This window comes from Amorphus orientalis (genome assembly GCF_030814015.1).
In the GTDB taxonomy this organism is placed as follows: Bacteria; Pseudomonadota; Alphaproteobacteria; order Rhizobiales; family Amorphaceae; genus Amorphus; species Amorphus orientalis.
Genome location: NZ_JAUSUL010000001.1, coordinates 36,943 through 54,330, shown reverse-complemented (window position 1 = coordinate 54,330; position 17,388 = coordinate 36,943). Strand labels below are relative to the sequence as shown.

Genomic DNA, 17,388 nt, shown 5'->3' with positions numbered 1-17,388 from the left:
CGGGACTGAAAGCCCGGCTCCGCTTGTCGGAGCCGGCCAACCGGATGGCCCTGGACCCGGTCCAGGGTCATCGTGCGTCTTAAGAGGCCTTCGTCCGCGATGAGTGAACTCGATCAACTGGACGGTGACATCCGTTCGACCGGCGGTATGCACCTGACGGCGACCCGCGCGCTCGCGCGCGTGACGTTCTGGCTGGGCCTGGCGGGGGTCGCCACGCTGATCGTCGCGATCGTGCTGACCTGCGCCGACATTCTCTGGCGCCGTCTGGTCGGGGGCGCCTTCGTCGACACCTTCGACATCACCAAGCTGTGCCTTGTTGCCGCGGCCTCCCTGTCGATCCCCTACGGCTTCACCCAGGGCGCCCACATCACCGTGGACATCGTCGCCGACAAGTTCCCGAAGCGTCTGCGCCACGTCATCGACATCGTCATTTCCGTCATCTCCGCCGCGCTGATGGCCTTCCTGCTGTGGCTCTCCTGGCAGGCGGCGATGCTCTACTACGCCTATGGCGACACGACCCTGAACCTGCAGCTGCCCATCATCTGGTACTGGGCGATCTTCATGACGGGGCTGGGTCTTGCGGTGCTCGCCGCGCTGGCCCGCGCCATCGATGCCGCCCTGTGCGGGCAACCGGAGCAGTCGTCTTGAGTCCCGAACTTGCCGGTCCGATCGGCTTTGTCGCCGTCATCCTCCTGATCGCGGTCCGCGTTCCGATCGCGCTGGCCATGGCGCTGGTCGGCGTGGTCGGATCGATCCTGCTCGGCGGATGGTCGAGCGCGACCTATGTCCTGTCCAACCTCCCCTACGAGGCGATCGCCAACGACGGCATGGAGGTGGTGCCGCTCTTCATCTTCATGGGCGTGTTCGCCACCTATTCGGGCCTCTCGAAGAACCTCTATGCCGGCGTCCAGGCTCTGATCGGCCACTGGCGCGGCGGCATCGCCATGGCGACCGTGGGCGCCTCGGCCGGTTTCGGCGCGATCTGCGGTTCCTCCCTCGCCACGGCAGCGACGATCGGCCGGGTGGCGATGCCGGAGATGCGGTCGCGCAACTACGCCGACAGCCTGGCCGCCGCCTCCGTCGCGGCTGGCGGAACCCTCGGCGTGCTGATCCCGCCGTCCATCATCCTGATCCTCTATGCGATCATGACCGGGGAATCGATCGGCGCCCTGTTCGCGGCCGCCCTGATCCCGGGGCTGATCGGCACCGTGCTCTACATGGCGGCGGTCAAGGTCCAGGTCATGCGCAAGCCGGAGCTGGGCCCGGCCGGCACGCGCTTCACGTTCAGGGAGAAGCTCGTCGCCCTGTCGCGGGTGTGGGACGCGCTGCTCCTGATCGGGCTCGTCATCGGCGGCATCTACGGCCGCATCTTCTCGCCGACCGAGGCGGCGGCCGTCGGTGCCGGCGGCGCGCTCCTGATCACGGCGCTGCGTGGCAAGCTGACGGGCGCGATCCTGGTCAAGGGCCTCGCCGAAACCGCCAGCATGACCGGCATGATCTTCCTGATCCTGATCGGGGCGTCGCTGTTCAACTACTTTATCGAACTCTCCAACCTGACCGGCGTGCTGACCGACGCGATCCAAGCGTCCGGCCTGCCGCCGCTTGGCATCGTGCTGCTGGTGATCGTGTTCTACGTCATTCTCGGCTGCTTCATGGACGCGCTGTCCATGGTGCTTTTGACGGTGGTGCCGCTCTACCAGCTTGCCACCGGCATCGGCTTCGACGGGGTCTGGTTCGGCGTGCTGGTGGTGACCGTCGCCGAAATCGGCCTGATCACCCCGCCGATCGGCATGAACCTGTTTGTCATCCAGGCGGTGACGCCGAACCTGAGCATCGGCACCGTGATCAAGGGGATCCTGCCCTTCATCACGGCCGACATCGTTCGGGTGGGAATCCTCGTGGCGTTCCCGGCGGTGGTTCTGTACCTGCCGCGCCTGTTCGGGTTCTAGAGCCTTTCCCGTTCACCGGAACCGGATCCGTCGGGCCGGCAACGGTCCGCGCGGATCGGCCCGACGAGCGGTCCCTCAGTCCAGAGGGGCCTCGACGCCGATGCCCCGCGCCTGCGCCTGGCGGTAGCAGAAGTCGGCACAGGCGAGATCCTGGGCCGCGATCCCGAGCGAGCGGTAGAGGGTGATCTCGTCGTCGCCCGTGCGGCCGGGCGCCGTGCCGGCCAGAACTTCCCCGATCTCGGCCCGCACATGGTCCTCGCCGAACAGACCGGTCTTGATGGCCTCGATCACCTCGCCCGCCTGGGCGAACAGCGAGGGGCGATAGTCGGCAAAGAGCGCGGACTTGGCGGCGAGCGCCGTGTCGATTTCCGTCTTCACCGGTACCGAGGCGCCGACCGCGTTGACGTGGGTGCCGGGCCCGATCCAGTCGCCGAACAGGACCGGCGTCTCCGAGGAGGTCACCGTGCAGACGATGTGGGCGCCGTCGACCGCGGCCCGGACGTCGGTCCCGGCGGAAAACGCCAGTGCCGGATGGCGGGCGCGGGCCTCGGCCACGAACGCCTCGGCACGCTCCGCCCGGCGGCCCACGACGCGGACCTCGCGGATCGGCCGGACGGCGGCCATGGCATCGAGATGATGGACCGCCTGCTCGCCGGTTCCGACGATTGCCAGCACCGAGGCGTCGGCGCGGGCGAGCGCCCGCGTGGCCACGCCGCTTGCGGCGGCGGTGCGCACGGCGGTCAGATGCCCCGCGTTCATCATCGCGACGGCCGCCCCGTGCTCCGGCTCGAACAGGACCATGGCGCCTTGATGCGAGGAGTAGCCCGAGGCGGGATTGTCGGGAAACAGGCAGACGAGCTTGATGCCGTAGGTGGCGGGATCGGTCATCGCGCCGGGCATCATGCCGAGCTTGTTCGCCCCGCCGACGGGCATGATCGTGCGCAGCGGCAAGGTCGCGCCGCCGTTGGAGACCGTGATCATCGCGTCCGCGACGATGTCGATCGCCGCGGTCATGGGCAGCAGGCCGGCGATATCGGTTTCGGAAAGAACGATCATTTGACCCGCACCGCTCCCTCGCCCCAGGCCTCGCCGGTCAGCGGCAGGCCGAGTTCGGTTTCCAGAAGCGACACGTAGAGGTCAGGCCGCACGACATAGGGGAAATGACCGCCCCAGCTGAAGTGGTAGGCAGTCCCCGGCTGCAGCAGCGCGCGCGCCTCTTCCCGTATCTCGGCGGTGATCAGCGGATCGTCGTCGCCCTCGATCGTCGCGATCCGGTCCTTTGGAAACGGGAGATCAGGCCGCGGCGGCGCGGTCTTGATGCCCTTCAGCCGGGATCTGAGTTCCGGCTCCGAGATGCGGCCCGACACCTCGCCGAGGAGCAGCTCCACCAGGTCCGCCTGCTCGGGATGAGTGGCGCCCCACTGGCCGAGGCCGATCGCGAACCCGGCGCGCAGTTCCTCGATGGGCGCGGTGTCGAGATCCGACGTGTAGGGCGGCCGAGAGCGGGCGGCATCGGTGGACACCAGCGTGTTCGCCGGCAACAGCCGCTCGACCTTGTCGGGATGGCGTGCCGCGAGAAACTGGACGAGCAGACCGCCGAGCGACGAGCCGAGCACGGTGGCGCGGTCGATCCCGCGCCGGTCCAGGAGCGTGGCCAGATCGTCGGCCCACTCGTCGACACCGCCGGTTGCCGGATAGCTCACGGCAACGATCCGGACCCGGTCCATCAGCGCGCGCATCTGCTGCCAGAAGATGTCGCCCCGGCCAAGGGTGCCGGGCACGAGCAGGAGCGCCGGACCCCTGTCTCCAACCTCCAGAACACCCCAGTCGCGTCCGTTGAGATCGTCGCGGGCTTCGGGATGCTCGCGGGAAAACGCGTCGCGATCGGCGATCAGCGAATTGGTCATGCGAACGGGTTCTCCACTTTGGGCCAGTAGGTCGGCGCGCGCCGTGTGTAGGGGATGTTGGCATAGTCCGGGGTGATCGCGCCCGGCGTCGCCACGTGGATCACCTCCGAGGCGATCGGCTCGAAGCCCGCATAGAAGTGCTGGGACGACTTCACGCAGACCGCCTTGCGCGTCGATAGATCGATGCCGAGACCTTCGAAGGCCTGAGGATGGAAGGTCTGGGTGCGGTTGTCGTTGATCACGATGTCGACGCCCCGGCATTCGAGCCAGACCGTTTCGCCGAGCGCGGACTCCAGCTTGCCGAAGCGCTGGGTCAGCCCGCTGGCGAGCTTCTTCACCGTCACCTCCAGGTCGAGCGGGTCGCCCGACATGGGACCGCACTTGCCGCCGAGGCGCAGCATCAGCGTCGCCCCCTCGCCCGCTTCCCGGCAGATGCGCACCGCCACCGGGTCCCAGTAGACGCCGGTCGCGATGCCGGTCATCCCGCGCTCCAGAATGGCGCGCAGCAGGAAGGTCGCGTCGCTCGGCGCGCCGCCGCCGGCGTTGTCGGCGGTATCGGCCAGCACCACCGGTCCCGCGGTCGCCGCCTCCACCCGGTCGAGCGCCCCCGCGATGTCCGGGTACGGCCGCGCGATCTCGGTCCGCAGCGAGAAGAGGTGGCGGCCGAGTTCCTCGGCAAGAGTGGCCGCCTTCTCCGGATCGCCGTCGGTGGTGGCCAGCATCCGCGCCCCGCCGCGCGGGTGGTCGCCCCACGGAAAGCCGTGGATCAGCGAGAGCGACAGGATGCCGTCTTCCGTCTCGCGATCGAGCAGGGTGTCGACGAACCCCCGCATGGGTTCGAAGGGCGTGTGCAGCGCGTGGATCATGCGGCAGTCGAAATCGCGCATGACCGGGTGCGTCCGGCCTTCGGCGGCGTCGGCGGCAAGTCGGAACAGGTCGTCGGCCCGATCGGGAATGTCGACGTGCGGATATTCCTTGTAGGCCACCAGAAGCGTGGCCTTCTCGACCATGGCCTCGGTCAGGTGGCTGTGGGGATCGAGCAGACCGCCGATCACCGTGTCCGGTCCGGCCACCTCACGGCAGTGGGCGATCAGGTCGCCCTCGCAGTCGTCGGTGCGGGTCGCGATCATCGCCCCGTGCAGCGACAGCAGGATCACGTCCACCGGCAGCGCGGCCTTCAGGTCGGTCAGGATCTCCTCGCGGAAGGCCTCGTAGACGGATTGCACCGTCGGCCCGGCCGGCTGGGCGTGGGCGGTCAGGCTTTCGACGACCTCCCATCCCTTGGCCTCGGCCGCATCCCGCCAGATCTTCATCTGGGCCGACCAGTACTGGACCGGGTGCCGGGAGGCATCCCCATGGGCGATCGCTCCCTCCTCGAAGCTCAGGTGACCGGTCGGCAACGGCGAGAACGAATTCGTCTCGGTGGAGACGCTGGCGAGAAAAATCTTCATGCGGGCTCGTCTTCGGCATGGTGCCGCTCGTCGGGCGGGGCACCGGTTACAAGATACTGAGTGAGGGAGGCGGCGAGGTGGACCAGGATGATCAGGAAAGCCGCGGGCACCGCCGCGGTGAACCAGATCATCGGCACGGCGAGCATTTCCGCCTCGCGGCCGAGGCTGCGCCCGAGAAAGCCGCGGGCAAGGGTCCAGTTCGGTCCGAACAGCGAATAGTAGAGCACCGGCAGCGCGAAGACGGTGACGCCGACACCCCGGATCACCGCCAGAAGCCGGCCGAGATTGCCGACGGTTCGGGCCAGCCCTGGAAACAGCGTCGGATCCGACCGCTCGTGGAAGGCGACCGAGGCCCCCAGCATGCCGGCCCACACCATGGCCCTTCGCGCCAGCTCCTCGGTCCAGATCGGCGGCGAATCAAAGATGTAACGGGCGATCACCTGATAGCCCGCCGACCCCGCCATCACGACGAGTGCGAGCACGGCCCCGATCAGCGCCAGCCGATTGAGACCGTCGGAGAGACGGGTGAGAGTGGCGACCGCCCGCACGCGCCTCACTCGCCCTTCGCGGCTTTCCACATTTCGACCTGTTCGGCGGTCAACAGCCCGCTGTCATAGGTCGTGGCGGACGCCTTTTCGAACGCTTCCCGGGCCTCCGGCGACAGCTCGGTGATCTCAACGCCGGCCTCCTTCAGCCGGTCGAAGGTGCCGCCCTGCTGCTTCAGCCAGTCCCGGTTGGCCTTGTTGGCCGCCTCGACGGCGGCATCGACGGTCTTGCGGTCGGCGTCGGACAGCCCCTGGTACCAGTCCTCAGAGGCGATCGCGACGCGCAGCGAGGGCGAGATCTTCGCGTCGGTGAAGTACTTGATGAAGTCGGTGTGGCCGAACAGCAGCGGCACGATCGGCGGGTTCAGATAGCCGTCGGCGACACCCGTCTGAAGCGCGTTCGGCACCTCCGCCCAGCTGACGATCGTGCCGGTCGTGCCCCAGGCCTTGTAGAGCTCGATCTGGCTCTCATCGAGCGCGCGCATGCGCAGGTCCGACATGTCCGACATCTGATTGACGGGATGCTTGGTGTTGAAGATGCCGACCGGCTGACCGACCGTATCGACGGCCAGCACGCGCACGCCGCTGGGCGTCAGCTTCTCGTTGATCTTCTCCAGCATGCCGCCCTCGTAGAGCGCGCGGTCGACCTCCTCCATGCTTTCGAAGAAGTAGGGAAGGCGCAGGCCGTAGATGAGATCGTCGACGGAGGTCGTGATGCCGAGCGGCGACATCGACACCTCCAGGAGCCCCTGGGAGACCTGGTCAAACAGTTCGTCGTCGCCACCGAGCGCACCGCGCTCGTATTCCTCGGCCTCCAGGCCGTTGGCGTTCAGATATGTCGTGAAGGCGTTCGCCCAGGCGTAGCTGCCGGACTCCTCCACGCTGGGCGGACTGTCCAGGGCGACCTTGATCTGGGCGAAGGCCGGGCCGGACGCCGAGAGGGCGGCGGCAAGGGCCGCCGCGGCGGCAAGACGGGTCATCTGCATGTTGGTTCTCCTGTTCCCCTTGGTTTTTATGATCGGTCCGGCGGCGGCTCCTCATCCGCCGCCGATAACTCCGAACGCCCGCGGTATCGCGAGACTGATCTCCGGCACCGCGATCAACACACCGAGCACCACGATCTCCACCAGGACGAAGGGCAGCACGGCGCGGGCCAGGCGCCAGTAGCTGGTCTTCGTCACCGCTGCGACCACGAGCAGACAACCGCCGAGCGGCGGCGAGACCAGCCCGATGCACAGATTGAAGCAGAGCACGATGCCGAGATGGACCGGATCGGCCCCCTGTTCGAGCGCGACCGGCGCAAGCAGCGGGACCAGAAGCGCCAGCGCCACCGGCACGTCGAGCACCATTCCGGCCAGGATGAAGAGCACATTGATCAGGAGCATGTACTCGACCGGCCCGAGCCCAAGCTCGGTCACGCCGGACGAGATCGCCTGGGGCAGACGTTCCAGCGCGCCGAGATAGCCGAGGGCGGCGACCGCGGTGATGATCATGAAGATCGAACCGGACAGGGTCACCGTGCGCCGCAGTCCCGCGGCGAGTTCCGGAAACGACAGCCCGTCATAGGCCCGTGTCGCGGCGAGGGCGACGAACACGGCGACGGCGGCGGCCTCCGTCGGCGTCATCCAGCCCAGCACGATGCCGCCGACGATGATCAGCGGCAGGAGCAGCGCCGGCGCGGACCGCAGGACCGTGCGGCCGAGCGGCGGCGCCTCGTGGGCCTCCATGCGCGGGTGGTTGTCCTTCCAGGCAAAGAACGCGTTCACGGCGAACAGGGCGCACGCCAGCAGCAGCCCGGGCAGGATGCCGGCGAGAAAGAGCGCGGTCACCGAGGTCTGCATCAGCGCGCCGTAGAAGATCAGGATGATCGACGGCGGCACGATGGGTCCGATGATCGAGGAGGCCGCGGTGATGGCGCTGGCATAGGTGTCGGAATAGCCGCGCTCGCGCATGGCCGGCACCAGCGTGTTGGAGAGGGCTGCGGCATCGGCGACGGCCGACCCGGAAATGCCGGCGAAGAAGACGCTGGTCATGATGTTGACGTGGCCGAGACCGCCCCGCAGCCGGCCGACCAGCGCCATCGACAGGTCGATCAGGGCGCGGGTCACGCCGCCCCGGTTCATGATCTCGCCGGCCAGGATGAACAGCGGCATCGCCATCAGCGCGAAGACGTCGATCTTGGAGAAGATCTGCTGCGGCAGGATCGCGAGATAGCGCCCCTTCTCCACCGCCAGGAAGGCAAGCACGGCAGAGCCGCCGATCACGTAGGCGATCGCCAGTCCCGAGGCGAGAAAGACGACCGCCGCGACCGGGACCAGCGCGATCATGCCGCCAGGTCCAGCCGTTCGGGCCGCAGGTCGGCCTCGGTGACGCCCTGATCGGCGATGTCGGCGGGGATGGGCCGCCCCTGCAGCACCGAAGCGGCAAGCCGGGCCAGGGCAGGGGCCGACTGGATGCCGTATCCGCCCTGACCGGCGAGCCAGAAAAAGCCCGGTACGTGCGGATCGAAGCCCACCACCGGCGTCTTGTCGGCGACGAAGCTCCTGAGCCCCGCCCATCGGCTCTCGATGCGCCGGACAGACAGATCGAACGCGGTCTCGACGCGGTCGACGCACAGGGCGACATCGTATTCGTCGGGCTGGGCGTCGCAGGGCGGCGACGGTGTCTCGTCGGCCGGCGAAATCAGGAGGCGGCCGGCGTCGGGCTTAAGGTAGAAGTCCTCGTCGACGTCCACCACCATCGGCCAGGGATTGGGGTCGGAGCCCTCCGGTGCGGCGACGGTCAGGGCGGTGCGCCGCTTCGGGACGAGGCCGACCGGCGCGGCCCCGGCGAGCCCGGCGATCTGATCGGCCCAGGCGCCGGACGCATTGACGACCACGTCCGCCCGGACCTCGCCGCGGCTGGTCTCGATCCGCCAGCCGGCACCGTCCCGTGTCAGCGCCCGCACGTCCGCATCGGTCAGGAGATCGCCGCCATGGGCGCGGAACCAGCGCAGGTAGCCGTGATGAAGCGCATGGACGTCGATGTCGCGGGCGCCCGGCTCGTGCATCGCGGCCGCGACATAGTCGGCGCGCAGAAGCGGGGCCATGGCGCGGGTCTCCTCGGCGCTCAGCCGGCGCACGTCGCCCAGCGGCGCCACCTCCGCGATGAGACGGTCGAGGCTCGCGAGCTGGTCCTTGCGGGCGATCATCAGGACGCCGCGAGGCGTGAGCAGGGGATGGTCGGAAAAGCCCCCGGGCGGGGCATCGAAGAACGGAGCCGAGGCCCGGCTCAAAGCCCGGATCGCCGGCGGACCATAGGTTTCCGTGAACAGCGCCGCGGACCGGCCGGTGGTATGGTAGCCGGGCTGTCCCTCGCGCTCGATCAGCACCACGCGCTGCGTCGCGGACAGCTCGGCGGCAACAGAAGCGCCGGCGATCCCGGCACCGATCACGGCGATATCGGCGGACTTGGACGGCTCAATCATCCGATCAGCCTAACAAAGCTTTTTCCGATCGGAAAAGGAATTTTTCCAATCGGAAAATCGTGATGGACGGGCCGGTCCCGCACCCGCTAGAACCGAAGGATGGTTGAGACGGCAAGCGTGAAATCGGTAGCGGACGCCCGCCGTGTCCGCATGGGAGAGCGGCTGCGGGCGCTTCGTCATGCCCAGGGGCTCACTCTTGTCGAGGTGGCCGCCCGCTCCGGCCTCGCCGTGTCCACGGTTTCCAAAGTCGAGCGCGGTCTGATGGCGCTGACCTACGACCGGTTTGCTCAGCTTGCCGATGGTCTCGGCGTCGACGTCGCCGAGCTTTTCTCAGAAGAAGGCAGCCGGTTCCAGCCGGGCCAGGTCGCCGTCGCCCGCAGCGGCGAGTTCGCCGAACATGTGACCGAAAACTACGTCTACGAAATGCTGTTCGCCGACGTGTGGAACAAGGCGATGGTGCCCATGCTGGGCACCCTGCAGCCGTCGGAACGCATGAACTTCGATCGGTTCGTCAGCCACAGCGGCGAGGAATTCGTGATGGTGCTGGAGGGCCGGCTGACCGTCACCTTCGAAGACCGGCCGCCGCTGGTGCTCGAGGCCGGCGACAGCGTCTATTTCGACAGCAATCGCGGCCACCTGTACGCATCCGCCGGATCCGAGCCGGCCCGCATTCTTGTCGTCTGCGCCAACGTCGACGCGCCCTAGGCCCGGTCCAGCGGCCGGGTCTCGCTCGGCAGACAGCCATATTCCCGGCGATAGAGGTCGGAGAACCGGCCCATGTGCGAAAATCCCCACCGGGTGGCGATGTCGGCGATCGGGGTCTCCGGGGGTCGCGTCAGGAGCGCGGACCTGACCTGCTTCAGCCGCTCGCGCCTGAGCACCTGGAGCGGCGTCATGGCGAAGGCGTCGCGAAAGGCGAGCTGCAGGGTGCGTCCCGTCACGCCGGCTGACGCAGCGATATCGCCGAGGGACAGCGGCTGGTCCAGGTTGGCCCGCATATAGGCGAGGGCGCGCTTGACGTGGCGCGGATGCAGCCGGTCGCCGGGCGTGTCGATCAGGTGGCGCACGTTGCTGGGCTGGAGAGCGAGCAGCGCGCCCATCAGCTCTTCCTCGCGCATCCGCTGCCAGGGATCGCCCGGACCGGTGAACGCTTCGCCCCGGTCGGCGGCCTGGAACAGGGCGCGCACCCGGCGTCCCCAGAGGCCCATGCCGGGCCGCGTGAAATCCAGCTCGGGATCGAACAGGACGGAACCTGCCAGGGCGTGACCGGACAGCGTCTCGACCAGGCCGGTCAGGGCCGCCTTGTCGATCTGGATCAGGATCTTCTCGCAGCCGGAATGCCAGCGCATGGCGGTGTGACGGTCGGCGTTGAGCAGGCTGGCCCGCCGCGGCGTGGCCTCGAGGTTCTGCCCTCCGTGCCGGATGGTTGCCTCGCCGCGGATCGGAATCTGGATCAGGTAGAACGATCCCAGCTCGCCCGGCTCGATCGAAACGTCGGCGCCGTAGCGGATGTAGTTCAGGGACAGGGTCTGGCCGCGTACGTGATTGTGGCAGGCGTCCAGGCGCTCGTCAGCGCGGGTCTGGCCGAGGCTGTGATCGCAGAAGGTCCGGGCGACGAAGCTGCGCGCCTCGTCGAGATCGCTGCTCGCAAAGTGCGGAAACGCACCAAGCGGGACAGGTCCGGGCCTGATCTCGGTCGTTGCCATGCAAAAATCATGCGGAGCTGGCCAGCGGCGTGTCAAGCGGCCGCAGCTGCACGTGCGGATTGATTCGTTTTCCGGATACCGGGCGCGCGCATTGCGCCGTTAGGTTCGACCCACAACCAAAAAGGGGAGCCTTCATCCATGAAACTGCAAGCAGGCGTTACCAAAGCCCCCGACGGGCTGAACGACACCGCGTGGAACGTGGTCGGTCACACCTACACGCCGAAGCTTCTGTCGGACAACGCGTTCGTGTGGCACGCGGTCATCCCGGACGGAACCTTCGTGCCGCCGCACATTCACACGACCCAGGACGAATGGATTGTGGTTCTGGACGGAGAGCTCGAGCTCGAGTTCGGCCCGGACAAGCACGTCGCCAAGGCCGGCGACACGGTGCGCATGCCGCAGAACGAGGCGCACGGGATCTTCAACCGCTCCGGCGCCACCGCGACCTGCATCTTCGGGGTCGCCCCCGCCGGCCGGCTCTACGAGCTGTTCACCAAGCTCGATAACGTGACCGACCCGGCCGAGCTCGTGCGCATTTCCGCCGAGCACGACGTCGACTTCCTTCCGCCGCCCGACGCCGCCTGAGCACCCGGCCCAGCGCAGCGCAGACGGAGGACAGGACATGGTGACGAAAAAGAAGGTCGCCGTGATCGGCGGCGGCGTGAGCGGACTTGCGTCCGCCAAGGCGTTCAAGGAGCGGGGCCACGAGGTCCACGCCTTCGAGCGCAGCCACGACATCGGCGGGGTCTGGGAGCCGTCGCGCTCCTATCCGGGCGTGCAGACCCAATCGCCCAAGGATCTGTACCGTTTTACCGACCATCCGATGCCGGATGACTATCCGGAGTGGCCGAAAGGGCCGCAGGTGCATGCCTATCTGCATTCCTATGCCGACAAGCACGATCTGAAGCCGCTCTTTCATCTCAACACCAACGTGGCGTCGATGACCCGCCGGGCGGACGGCAAGCCGGGCTGGACGCTGACGCTTCAGGGTCCCGACGGGGAGCGCTCGGAAGACTTCGATTTCGTCGCGATCGGGACCGGACAGTTTTCCGACAAGAACATCATCTCCCATCCCGGCCAGGACGACTTCGTGGCGGCCGGCGGCAAGGTGATGCACTCCTCGGAATACACCGATCCGGAGATCGTGCGCGGCAAGCGGGTGATCGTGCTCGGCGCGTCCAAGTCGGGCACCGACATCGCCGTGAACGCGGCGCAGAACGGCGCGGAAGCCGTCACGCTCGTCTATCGCGAGAATGTCTGGCGGGTGCCCTATTTCGTGGGCGGCATCAACTTCAAGCGGCTGCTCTACATGCGGGCGCAGGAGAGCCAGTTCAACGGCTGGGGCCGGGGGCCACTGGCCCGGGCGCTCGCCGCCGCCACCAAGCCGCTGGTCTGGGCCAACTTCCGGGGCCTGGAAACGCTGCTCAAGCTGCAGCTCGGGCTGAAGAAGTGGGACATGGTGCCCGACACCCCGATCGAGAAGGCGGTGTCCTGTTCGCTGCCGATCGTGACGCCCGGCCTGTTCGAAGCGTTCAAGGACGGGTCGGTGGTGCCGGTGCGCGGGACGATCGATCGCTACGAGGTCGACACGGCGGTGCTGACCACGGGCGACCGGGTGAAGGCGGACATCGTGGTACTGGCGGTCGGCTGGAAGCTGGGCGTGCCCTATCTCGATCCCGCCTATCGGGAGAAGCTGATCGAGGCGGACGGCCAGTACCGGGTCTACCGGCTGTCGGTGAACCCGGACCTGCCGGAGATGGGCTTCGTCGGCTTCAATTCGTCCTTCTGCAGCGTGCTGTCGGCGGAGATGATCGCCAACTGGCTGGTGCGCTACGCCGATGGCCAGCTGGCCCATCAGCCGACCCGGGCGGAAATGGAGGCGGACATCGAGGCCAACCTCGCCTGGCGCCGTGCCGAACGGCCGGCGGCTCAGGTCTATGGCGGCCTGTGCTCGGCGCCGTTCCACTTCCGCCATTTCGACGAGGTTCTGGCCGATATCGGAGCCAGCAAGCGCAAGCGGTCCAATCCGATCGCCGAGCAGTTCTCCTATCCGAACGCGTCCGCCTACGGCGACTTCCTGGCGTCGGCACCCCAGTACAGGGTGCAGTAGATCTGGTGCCGGCCGGGTCGGGTTCCCGGCCGGTGACTGTCCGCGTCAGGGTCGGGAGATCCGGGCCGCGATCCGCTTTTCCAGCTCCACGATCGCCAGCAGCGCGATCCCGATGGCGATGATGAGCGCGCCGTCGGCGAGGCCGATAGGCCGGCTGTCGAACACGGCCTGCAGCGGCGGCAGATAGGTGAATGCGAACTGGCCGACCACCACGATCGCGACCCCGATCAGCACCGCGCGGGTACCGAGCACGCCTTCCAGCGTGATCGAGGCGCCGTGGACGTAGCGCACCGAGAACAGATAGAAGATCTCCATCACCACCATGGTGTTGACGACCATGGTGCGGGCGGTTTCCACGTCGTGGCCGTTGAGGGTCGCCCAGGTGTAGATGCCGAAACCGCCGGCGACCATCAGCCCGGAGACGAACAGGATCCGCCACAGGAGCCGTCCGGAGATCAGCCGCTGGCCCGCGGCGCGCGCGGGGCGCGACATGGCGCCGGCCTCCGTCGGTTCGAAGGCGAGCGTCAGACCGAGGGCGACGGCCGTGATCATGTTGATCCAGAGGATCTGGACCGGGGTCACCGGCAGGGTCAGCCCGAACAGGATGGCGAGAATGATGGTCATCGCCTCGCCGCCGTTGGTCGGCAGCGTCCAGGCGATCACCTTGGTGAGATTGTCGTAGACGGTCCGGCCTTCGCGTACGGCGGCCACGATCGAGGCGAAGTTGTCGTCGGCGAGCACCATTTCGCTCGCCTCCTTCGCCGCCTCCGTCCCCTTGTTGCCCATGGCCACGCCGACATCGGCGCGCTTCAGGGCCGGAGCGTCGTTCACGCCGTCGCCGGTCATGGCGATGGTGGAGCCGTCCGCCTGCAGGGCCTGCACGAGGCGCAGCTTGTGCTCCGGACTGGTGCGGGCGAAGACTGACGCCTGACGCGCCTCCGCGGCGAAGGCGCCGTCGTCGAGCCCGTCCAGGTCGCGGCCGGTGACGGTGCGCGGATCCTCGGCAAGGCCGAGCTGGGTCGCGATCGCGCGCGCTGTGGCGGCATGGTCGCCGGTGATCATCTTGACCGAAATGCCGGCGCGCCGGCACTCCTCGATCGCCGCGACAGCCTCCTCCCGGGGCGGATCGATCAGGCCGACGAAGCCCAGCAGGCAGAGGTCCCGTTCGACGCTCTCCGGTGCGATGTCGCTGGTGCCGGCCGGTGCGACGGTTCGGGCGAGCGCCAGGACCCGCTCGCCGTCGGCGGCGAGGTCCGCGAGCCGCGCCTCCCAGTACTCCCGGTCGATCGGACGCGGGCCTTCCGGGCTGGCGGCGCTGTCGCACATCTCCAGAAGCCGCTCCGGCGCCCCCTTCACGTAGATGGTCGGCTCGTATCCCTCCCGCCGGTTCAGGGTCGCCATGTAGCGGTGACGGGAATCGAAGGGGATCTCGTCGAGGCGGGCAATCTCGGCCCGGGCGGCGTCGGGCTGGTGCCCGGCCTTGGCGGCGAGCGCCACGAGCGCGCCTTCCATCGGATCGCCGACGACCTGCCAGCCGGCCTCGCCTTCCCGCAGATGCGCGTCGTTGCACAGGAGGCCGGCGAGTGCGAGTTCCTCCAGCACCCGGAAGGTGGGCGGGTCGATGGAGATACCGCCGACCACAATGCCGCCGTGCGGGGCATAGCCGGTGCCCTCGACCGTGAAGCGCTCTTCGGCGGTGACCACGTCGCGGACGGTCATCTCGTTGCGGGTGAGGGTGCCGGTCTTGTCGGAACAGATGACGGAGACCGAGCCCAGCGTTTCGACGGCCGGCAGCCGCCGGATGATGGCGTTGCGCCGGGCCATCCGCTGCACGCCGACGGCAAGCGTGATCGTCATGACGGCCGGCAGGCCTTCCGGGATCGCCGCGACGGCCAGGCCGACGACGGCCATGAAGGCGTCGTCGAGGCCGTAGGTGATGACATAGACGGCGTAGGCGAACACCAGCGCCGAGACCCCCAGAACGGCGAGCGTGATCTGGCGGGCGAACTGGTCCATCTGCCGGATCAGCGGCGTGGCGAGCTGTTCCACGGCGCCGATCATCGCACTGATGCGCCCGAGCTCCGTCGTCGCACCCGTTGCCACCGTCACGCCGATGCCGGAGCCGGCGGTGACGAAGGTTCCGGAAAAGGCAAGGTCCAGCCGGTCGCCGAGAGCGGCGGAGGCGTCGACGGCTTCGGTGGTCTTGTCGACGGGCACCGACTCGCCCGTCAGCGCGGCCTCGTCGATCCTCAGGTTGCGGGCCCGGATCAGCCTGAGGTCGGCCGGGACCCGGTCGCCGGCCTCCAGAAGGACGATGTCACCCGGCACGATCTCGTCGGCGGCGATACTGAGCCGCTGCCCGCCGCGCAGGACGGAGGCGTGCGGGTCGATCATGCTCCGGATCGCGTCCAGCGCCCGTTCGGCCCGGCCTTCCTGGACGAAGCCGATGACGGCGTTGATGACCACCACCGCGAAGATCACGCCGGCGTCGGTGCCGTGGCCGATCAAGGCGGAGACGACCCCGGCGGCCAGAAGCACGTAGATCAGGAGATTGTGGAACTGGAGCAGGAAGCGGACCAGTGTGCTGCGCTGGCGTGCTTCGGGGAGACGGTTCGGACCGACCTCCGCCAGGCGGCGCGCGGCTTCGTCCGCATCGAGACCGGCGCGGGAGGACGACAGACGGGTCAGCGTCTCTTCGACGGCCAGCGCGTGCCAGTTGGCGGCATCCGGCGCGGCGCGCGCGCCGTGTGTACGGCCTTGCTCGTGAGGTGTGTGCGACGTCATGGATCTGCTTTCGAGGGACCGTCGATGCGTATGCTGCATCTGCGAAGACGGGATGAAAAGCGCTCAGATCGGATAGGTGGCAAATGCCGCAGGCGGACGGGCGGAGACGGAACGCCGTTCAGCCGGTCCGGTCCGGCTCAAGCTCACGCCGAATGGCGTCCCGGACCGTCTCCGGCTGCCGTTCAATCGCGCCGGCCAGCCGCTTGAGTTCGCCCCTCAGGCCGTGGACCTGGTCCAGAAGCGACAGGATGACGGGGACCGCCTCTTCGCCCACGTCCAGCTCGTCGGTCAGGTGACACACCAGCCGCACCCGGGCGACGTCGATCTCGGTGAAGGTGAGCACCGCCTCGCCGGTGGCCGGGATGATCCATCCTTCCGCCACCCAGCGGCGCAGCCGCTCGACGGACAGGGTCTCCACCGTGGCGACGACCTGATCCTCGGTATAGCTCATCGGCCCGCCTCCATCGACTTGCGGGGATTGTAGCCGTGGCCCTCGCGCCAGCGTTCCATGAAGGCGGCGAGCTCGTCGTCGATCGTCTCCGGCAGGCGCACCTGGAGGCGGACGAGCTGATCGCCGTGGCCGCCGCCCTGGCGCCGCTTGATCCCCTTGCCGCGCAGCCGGAGCGTCTGTCCGCCGCTCGCCCCCTTCGGGACCGTCATCGTCACCCGGCCAGTCGTCGTCGGCACCTCGACCCTGGCGCCGAGCACGGCCTCGTCGAGGGAGATCGGCAGGGTCAGGACGATGTCGTCCCCCTGGCGCTCGAACTGCGGATGCGGCCGGACGCTGATCTCGACATAGGCGTCGCCGGCAGGGCCGCCGCCAAAGCCGGGTCCGCCCTGGCCTTTCAGGCGGATCGTCTGTCCGTCGCGCAGGCCCTCCGGAACTGCGATATCGAGGGTCTTGCCGTCCGGCATGGTGACCCGCTTGGTCGCGCCGGACACGGCCTCCAGGAAATCGATCTCCAGATGATAGCGCACGTCCGGCCCGGGCATGCGCACGCGGCCCCCGCCGGCTCCTCCTCCCGCCTGGGCGCGGCGGCCGAAGATGTCGGAAAAGAAGTCCGACATGTCGCCGAGATCGTCGTAGCCGGCCGACGAGGCGTAGTGATGCCCTGCACCCTGATCGGCGAAGTCGCGGTAATACTGGTGCTGGGGCCGCTCGTCGCCGCTGGCGTCGATCTCGCCGCGATCGAAGCGGCCGCGCTTGTCCGGGTCGCCGACTATGTCATAGGCGCTCGCCACCGCCTTGAAGCGGTCGGCCGCGGCGGCGTTGCCCGGGTTGAGATCCGGGTGAAACTGCTTCGCGAGCTTTCGATAGGCCTTGCGGATCTCGTCCTGGCTCGCGTCCGGAGCGACGCCGAGAACCTCGTAGGGATTGTCTGCCACGGGCTCACCTTCCCAAAAATGGCCGGCCGGATGCTGCCGTCACTTAAGGGGTCAGTTAGGAGATCGGGCGGGCCTTCGTCCAGA

General features: G+C 68.2%; 16 protein-coding genes. 5 read left to right on the top strand and 11 right to left on the bottom strand.

The window, feature by feature from the left end; translation table 11 throughout:
* Window positions 1–99 precede the first annotated feature (99 nt).
* Together J2S73_RS00240 and J2S73_RS00235 are read left to right on the top strand one after the other, a co-directional pair.
* Window positions 100–648: a TRAP transporter small permease gene (locus J2S73_RS00240; protein ID WP_306883413.1), complete on the top strand. Its 549-nt coding sequence runs from the start codon at window positions 100–102 to the stop codon at window positions 646–648.
* Window positions 645–1,949: a TRAP transporter large permease gene (locus J2S73_RS00235; protein WP_306883412.1), complete on the top strand. Its 1,305-nt coding sequence runs from the start codon at window positions 645–647 to the stop codon at window positions 1,947–1,949. The genes J2S73_RS00240 and J2S73_RS00235 overlap by 4 nt, the downstream gene beginning before the upstream one ends.
* Before the next feature lie 75 nt (window positions 1,950–2,024).
* Here the strand turns inward: J2S73_RS00235 and J2S73_RS00230 are convergent, their stop codons facing one another.
* The 7 genes from J2S73_RS00230 to J2S73_RS00200 are packed head-to-tail and all read right to left on the bottom strand — an operon-like array spanning window position 2,025 to window position 9,318.
* Window positions 2,025–3,005, bottom strand: coding sequence for an ornithine cyclodeaminase family protein (locus tag J2S73_RS00230; RefSeq protein ID WP_306883411.1), 981 nt, complete (start codon window positions 3,003–3,005; stop codon window positions 2,025–2,027).
* Window positions 3,002–3,856, bottom strand: a complete 855-nt coding sequence (locus J2S73_RS00225) for an alpha/beta fold hydrolase (protein ID WP_306883410.1) — start codon at window positions 3,854–3,856, stop codon at window positions 3,002–3,004. The genes J2S73_RS00230 and J2S73_RS00225 overlap by 4 nt, the downstream gene beginning before the upstream one ends.
* Entirely contained in the window at window positions 3,853–5,307 is a 1,455-nt protein-coding gene (locus J2S73_RS00220) for a M81 family metallopeptidase (RefSeq protein WP_306883409.1), read from the bottom strand. The genes J2S73_RS00225 and J2S73_RS00220 overlap by 4 nt, the downstream gene beginning before the upstream one ends.
* A complete protein-coding gene (locus tag J2S73_RS00215; protein WP_306883408.1) occupies window positions 5,304–5,864 on the bottom strand; it encodes a TRAP transporter small permease in 561 nt (186 codons plus the stop codon). Before J2S73_RS00215 ends, J2S73_RS00220 begins: the two co-directional genes overlap by 4 nt.
* On the bottom strand, window positions 5,861–6,838 hold the full coding sequence (locus tag J2S73_RS00210) for a TRAP transporter substrate-binding protein (protein WP_306883407.1): 978 nt from the start codon (window positions 6,836–6,838) through the stop codon (window positions 5,861–5,863). Before J2S73_RS00210 ends, J2S73_RS00215 begins: the two co-directional genes overlap by 4 nt.
* Before the next feature lie 51 nt (window positions 6,839–6,889).
* Window positions 6,890–8,179, bottom strand: a complete 1,290-nt coding sequence (locus J2S73_RS00205; RefSeq protein WP_306883406.1) for a TRAP transporter large permease — start codon at window positions 8,177–8,179, stop codon at window positions 6,890–6,892.
* A complete protein-coding gene (locus J2S73_RS00200; RefSeq protein ID WP_306883405.1) occupies window positions 8,176–9,318 on the bottom strand; it encodes an NAD(P)/FAD-dependent oxidoreductase in 1,143 nt (380 codons plus the stop codon). Before J2S73_RS00200 ends, J2S73_RS00205 begins: the two co-directional genes overlap by 4 nt.
* A gap of 117 nt (window positions 9,319–9,435) precedes the next feature.
* Here J2S73_RS00200 and J2S73_RS00195 point away from each other — a divergent pair, with 117 nt between their 5' ends.
* Window positions 9,436–10,023: a helix-turn-helix domain-containing protein gene (locus J2S73_RS00195; RefSeq protein ID WP_306883404.1), complete on the top strand. Its 588-nt coding sequence runs from the start codon at window positions 9,436–9,438 to the stop codon at window positions 10,021–10,023.
* On the opposite strand, the gene J2S73_RS00190 is transcribed toward J2S73_RS00195, so the two are convergent.
* A complete protein-coding gene (locus J2S73_RS00190; protein WP_306883403.1) occupies window positions 10,020–11,024 on the bottom strand; it encodes an AraC family transcriptional regulator in 1,005 nt (334 codons plus the stop codon). The genes J2S73_RS00195 and J2S73_RS00190 overlap by 4 nt on opposite strands.
* 138 nt (window positions 11,025–11,162) lie before the next feature.
* Here J2S73_RS00190 and J2S73_RS00185 point away from each other — a divergent pair, with 138 nt between their 5' ends.
* Both J2S73_RS00185 and J2S73_RS00180 read left to right on the top strand, forming a co-directional pair.
* A complete protein-coding gene (locus J2S73_RS00185) occupies window positions 11,163–11,609 on the top strand; it encodes a cupin domain-containing protein (RefSeq protein WP_306883402.1) in 447 nt (148 codons plus the stop codon).
* A gap of 37 nt (window positions 11,610–11,646) precedes the next feature.
* On the top strand, window positions 11,647–13,134 hold the full coding sequence (locus tag J2S73_RS00180; RefSeq protein WP_306883401.1) for a flavin-containing monooxygenase: 1,488 nt from the start codon (window positions 11,647–11,649) through the stop codon (window positions 13,132–13,134).
* Window positions 13,135–13,179: 45 nt separating this feature from the next.
* On the opposite strand, the gene J2S73_RS00175 is transcribed toward J2S73_RS00180, so the two are convergent.
* From J2S73_RS00175 to J2S73_RS00165, 3 genes are all read right to left on the bottom strand, one after another.
* Window positions 13,180–15,918 carry a cation-transporting P-type ATPase gene (locus J2S73_RS00175; protein ID WP_306883400.1) on the bottom strand — a complete coding sequence of 913 codons (2,739 nt, stop codon included), beginning with the start codon at window positions 15,916–15,918 and terminating at the stop codon, window positions 13,180–13,182.
* 118 nt (window positions 15,919–16,036) lie between these two features.
* Window positions 16,037–16,369, bottom strand: coding sequence for a chaperone modulator CbpM (locus tag J2S73_RS00170; RefSeq protein WP_306883399.1), 333 nt, complete (start codon window positions 16,367–16,369; stop codon window positions 16,037–16,039).
* A complete protein-coding gene (locus tag J2S73_RS00165; protein ID WP_306883398.1) occupies window positions 16,366–17,304 on the bottom strand; it encodes a DnaJ C-terminal domain-containing protein in 939 nt (312 codons plus the stop codon). Before J2S73_RS00165 ends, J2S73_RS00170 begins: the two co-directional genes overlap by 4 nt.
* Window positions 17,305–17,388: the final 84 nt, after the last annotated feature.

What these genes read in the sequence shown, in the direction of transcription:
- J2S73_RS00240 (WP_306883413.1), top strand. Translation starts at nt 100, where the DNA reads ATGAGTGAACTCGATCAACTGGACGGTGACATCCGTTCGACCGGCGGT.
- J2S73_RS00230 (WP_306883411.1), bottom strand. Translation starts at nt 3,005, where the DNA reads ATGATCGTTCTTTCCGAAACCGATATCGCCGGCCTGCTGCCCATGACC.
- J2S73_RS00225 (WP_306883410.1), bottom strand. Translation starts at nt 3,856, where the DNA reads ATGACCAATTCGCTGATCGCCGATCGCGACGCGTTTTCCCGCGAGCAT.
- J2S73_RS00220 (WP_306883409.1), bottom strand. Translation starts at nt 5,307, where the DNA reads ATGAAGATTTTTCTCGCCAGCGTCTCCACCGAGACGAATTCGTTCTCG.
- J2S73_RS00210 (WP_306883407.1), bottom strand. Translation starts at nt 6,838, where the DNA reads ATGCAGATGACCCGTCTTGCCGCCGCGGCGGCCCTTGCCGCCGCCCTC.
- J2S73_RS00205 (WP_306883406.1), bottom strand. Translation starts at nt 8,179, where the DNA reads ATGATCGCGCTGGTCCCGGTCGCGGCGGTCGTCTTTCTCGCCTCGGGA.
- J2S73_RS00200 (WP_306883405.1), bottom strand. Translation starts at nt 9,318, where the DNA reads ATGATTGAGCCGTCCAAGTCCGCCGATATCGCCGTGATCGGTGCCGGG.
- J2S73_RS00190 (WP_306883403.1), bottom strand. Translation starts at nt 11,024, where the DNA reads ATGGCAACGACCGAGATCAGGCCCGGACCTGTCCCGCTTGGTGCGTTT.
- J2S73_RS00185 (WP_306883402.1), top strand. Translation starts at nt 11,163, where the DNA reads ATGAAACTGCAAGCAGGCGTTACCAAAGCCCCCGACGGGCTGAACGAC.
- J2S73_RS00180 (WP_306883401.1), top strand. Translation starts at nt 11,647, where the DNA reads ATGGTGACGAAAAAGAAGGTCGCCGTGATCGGCGGCGGCGTGAGCGGA.
- J2S73_RS00175 (WP_306883400.1), bottom strand. Translation starts at nt 15,918, where the DNA reads ATGACGTCGCACACACCTCACGAGCAAGGCCGTACACACGGCGCGCGC.
- J2S73_RS00170 (WP_306883399.1), bottom strand. Translation starts at nt 16,369, where the DNA reads ATGAGCTATACCGAGGATCAGGTCGTCGCCACGGTGGAGACCCTGTCC.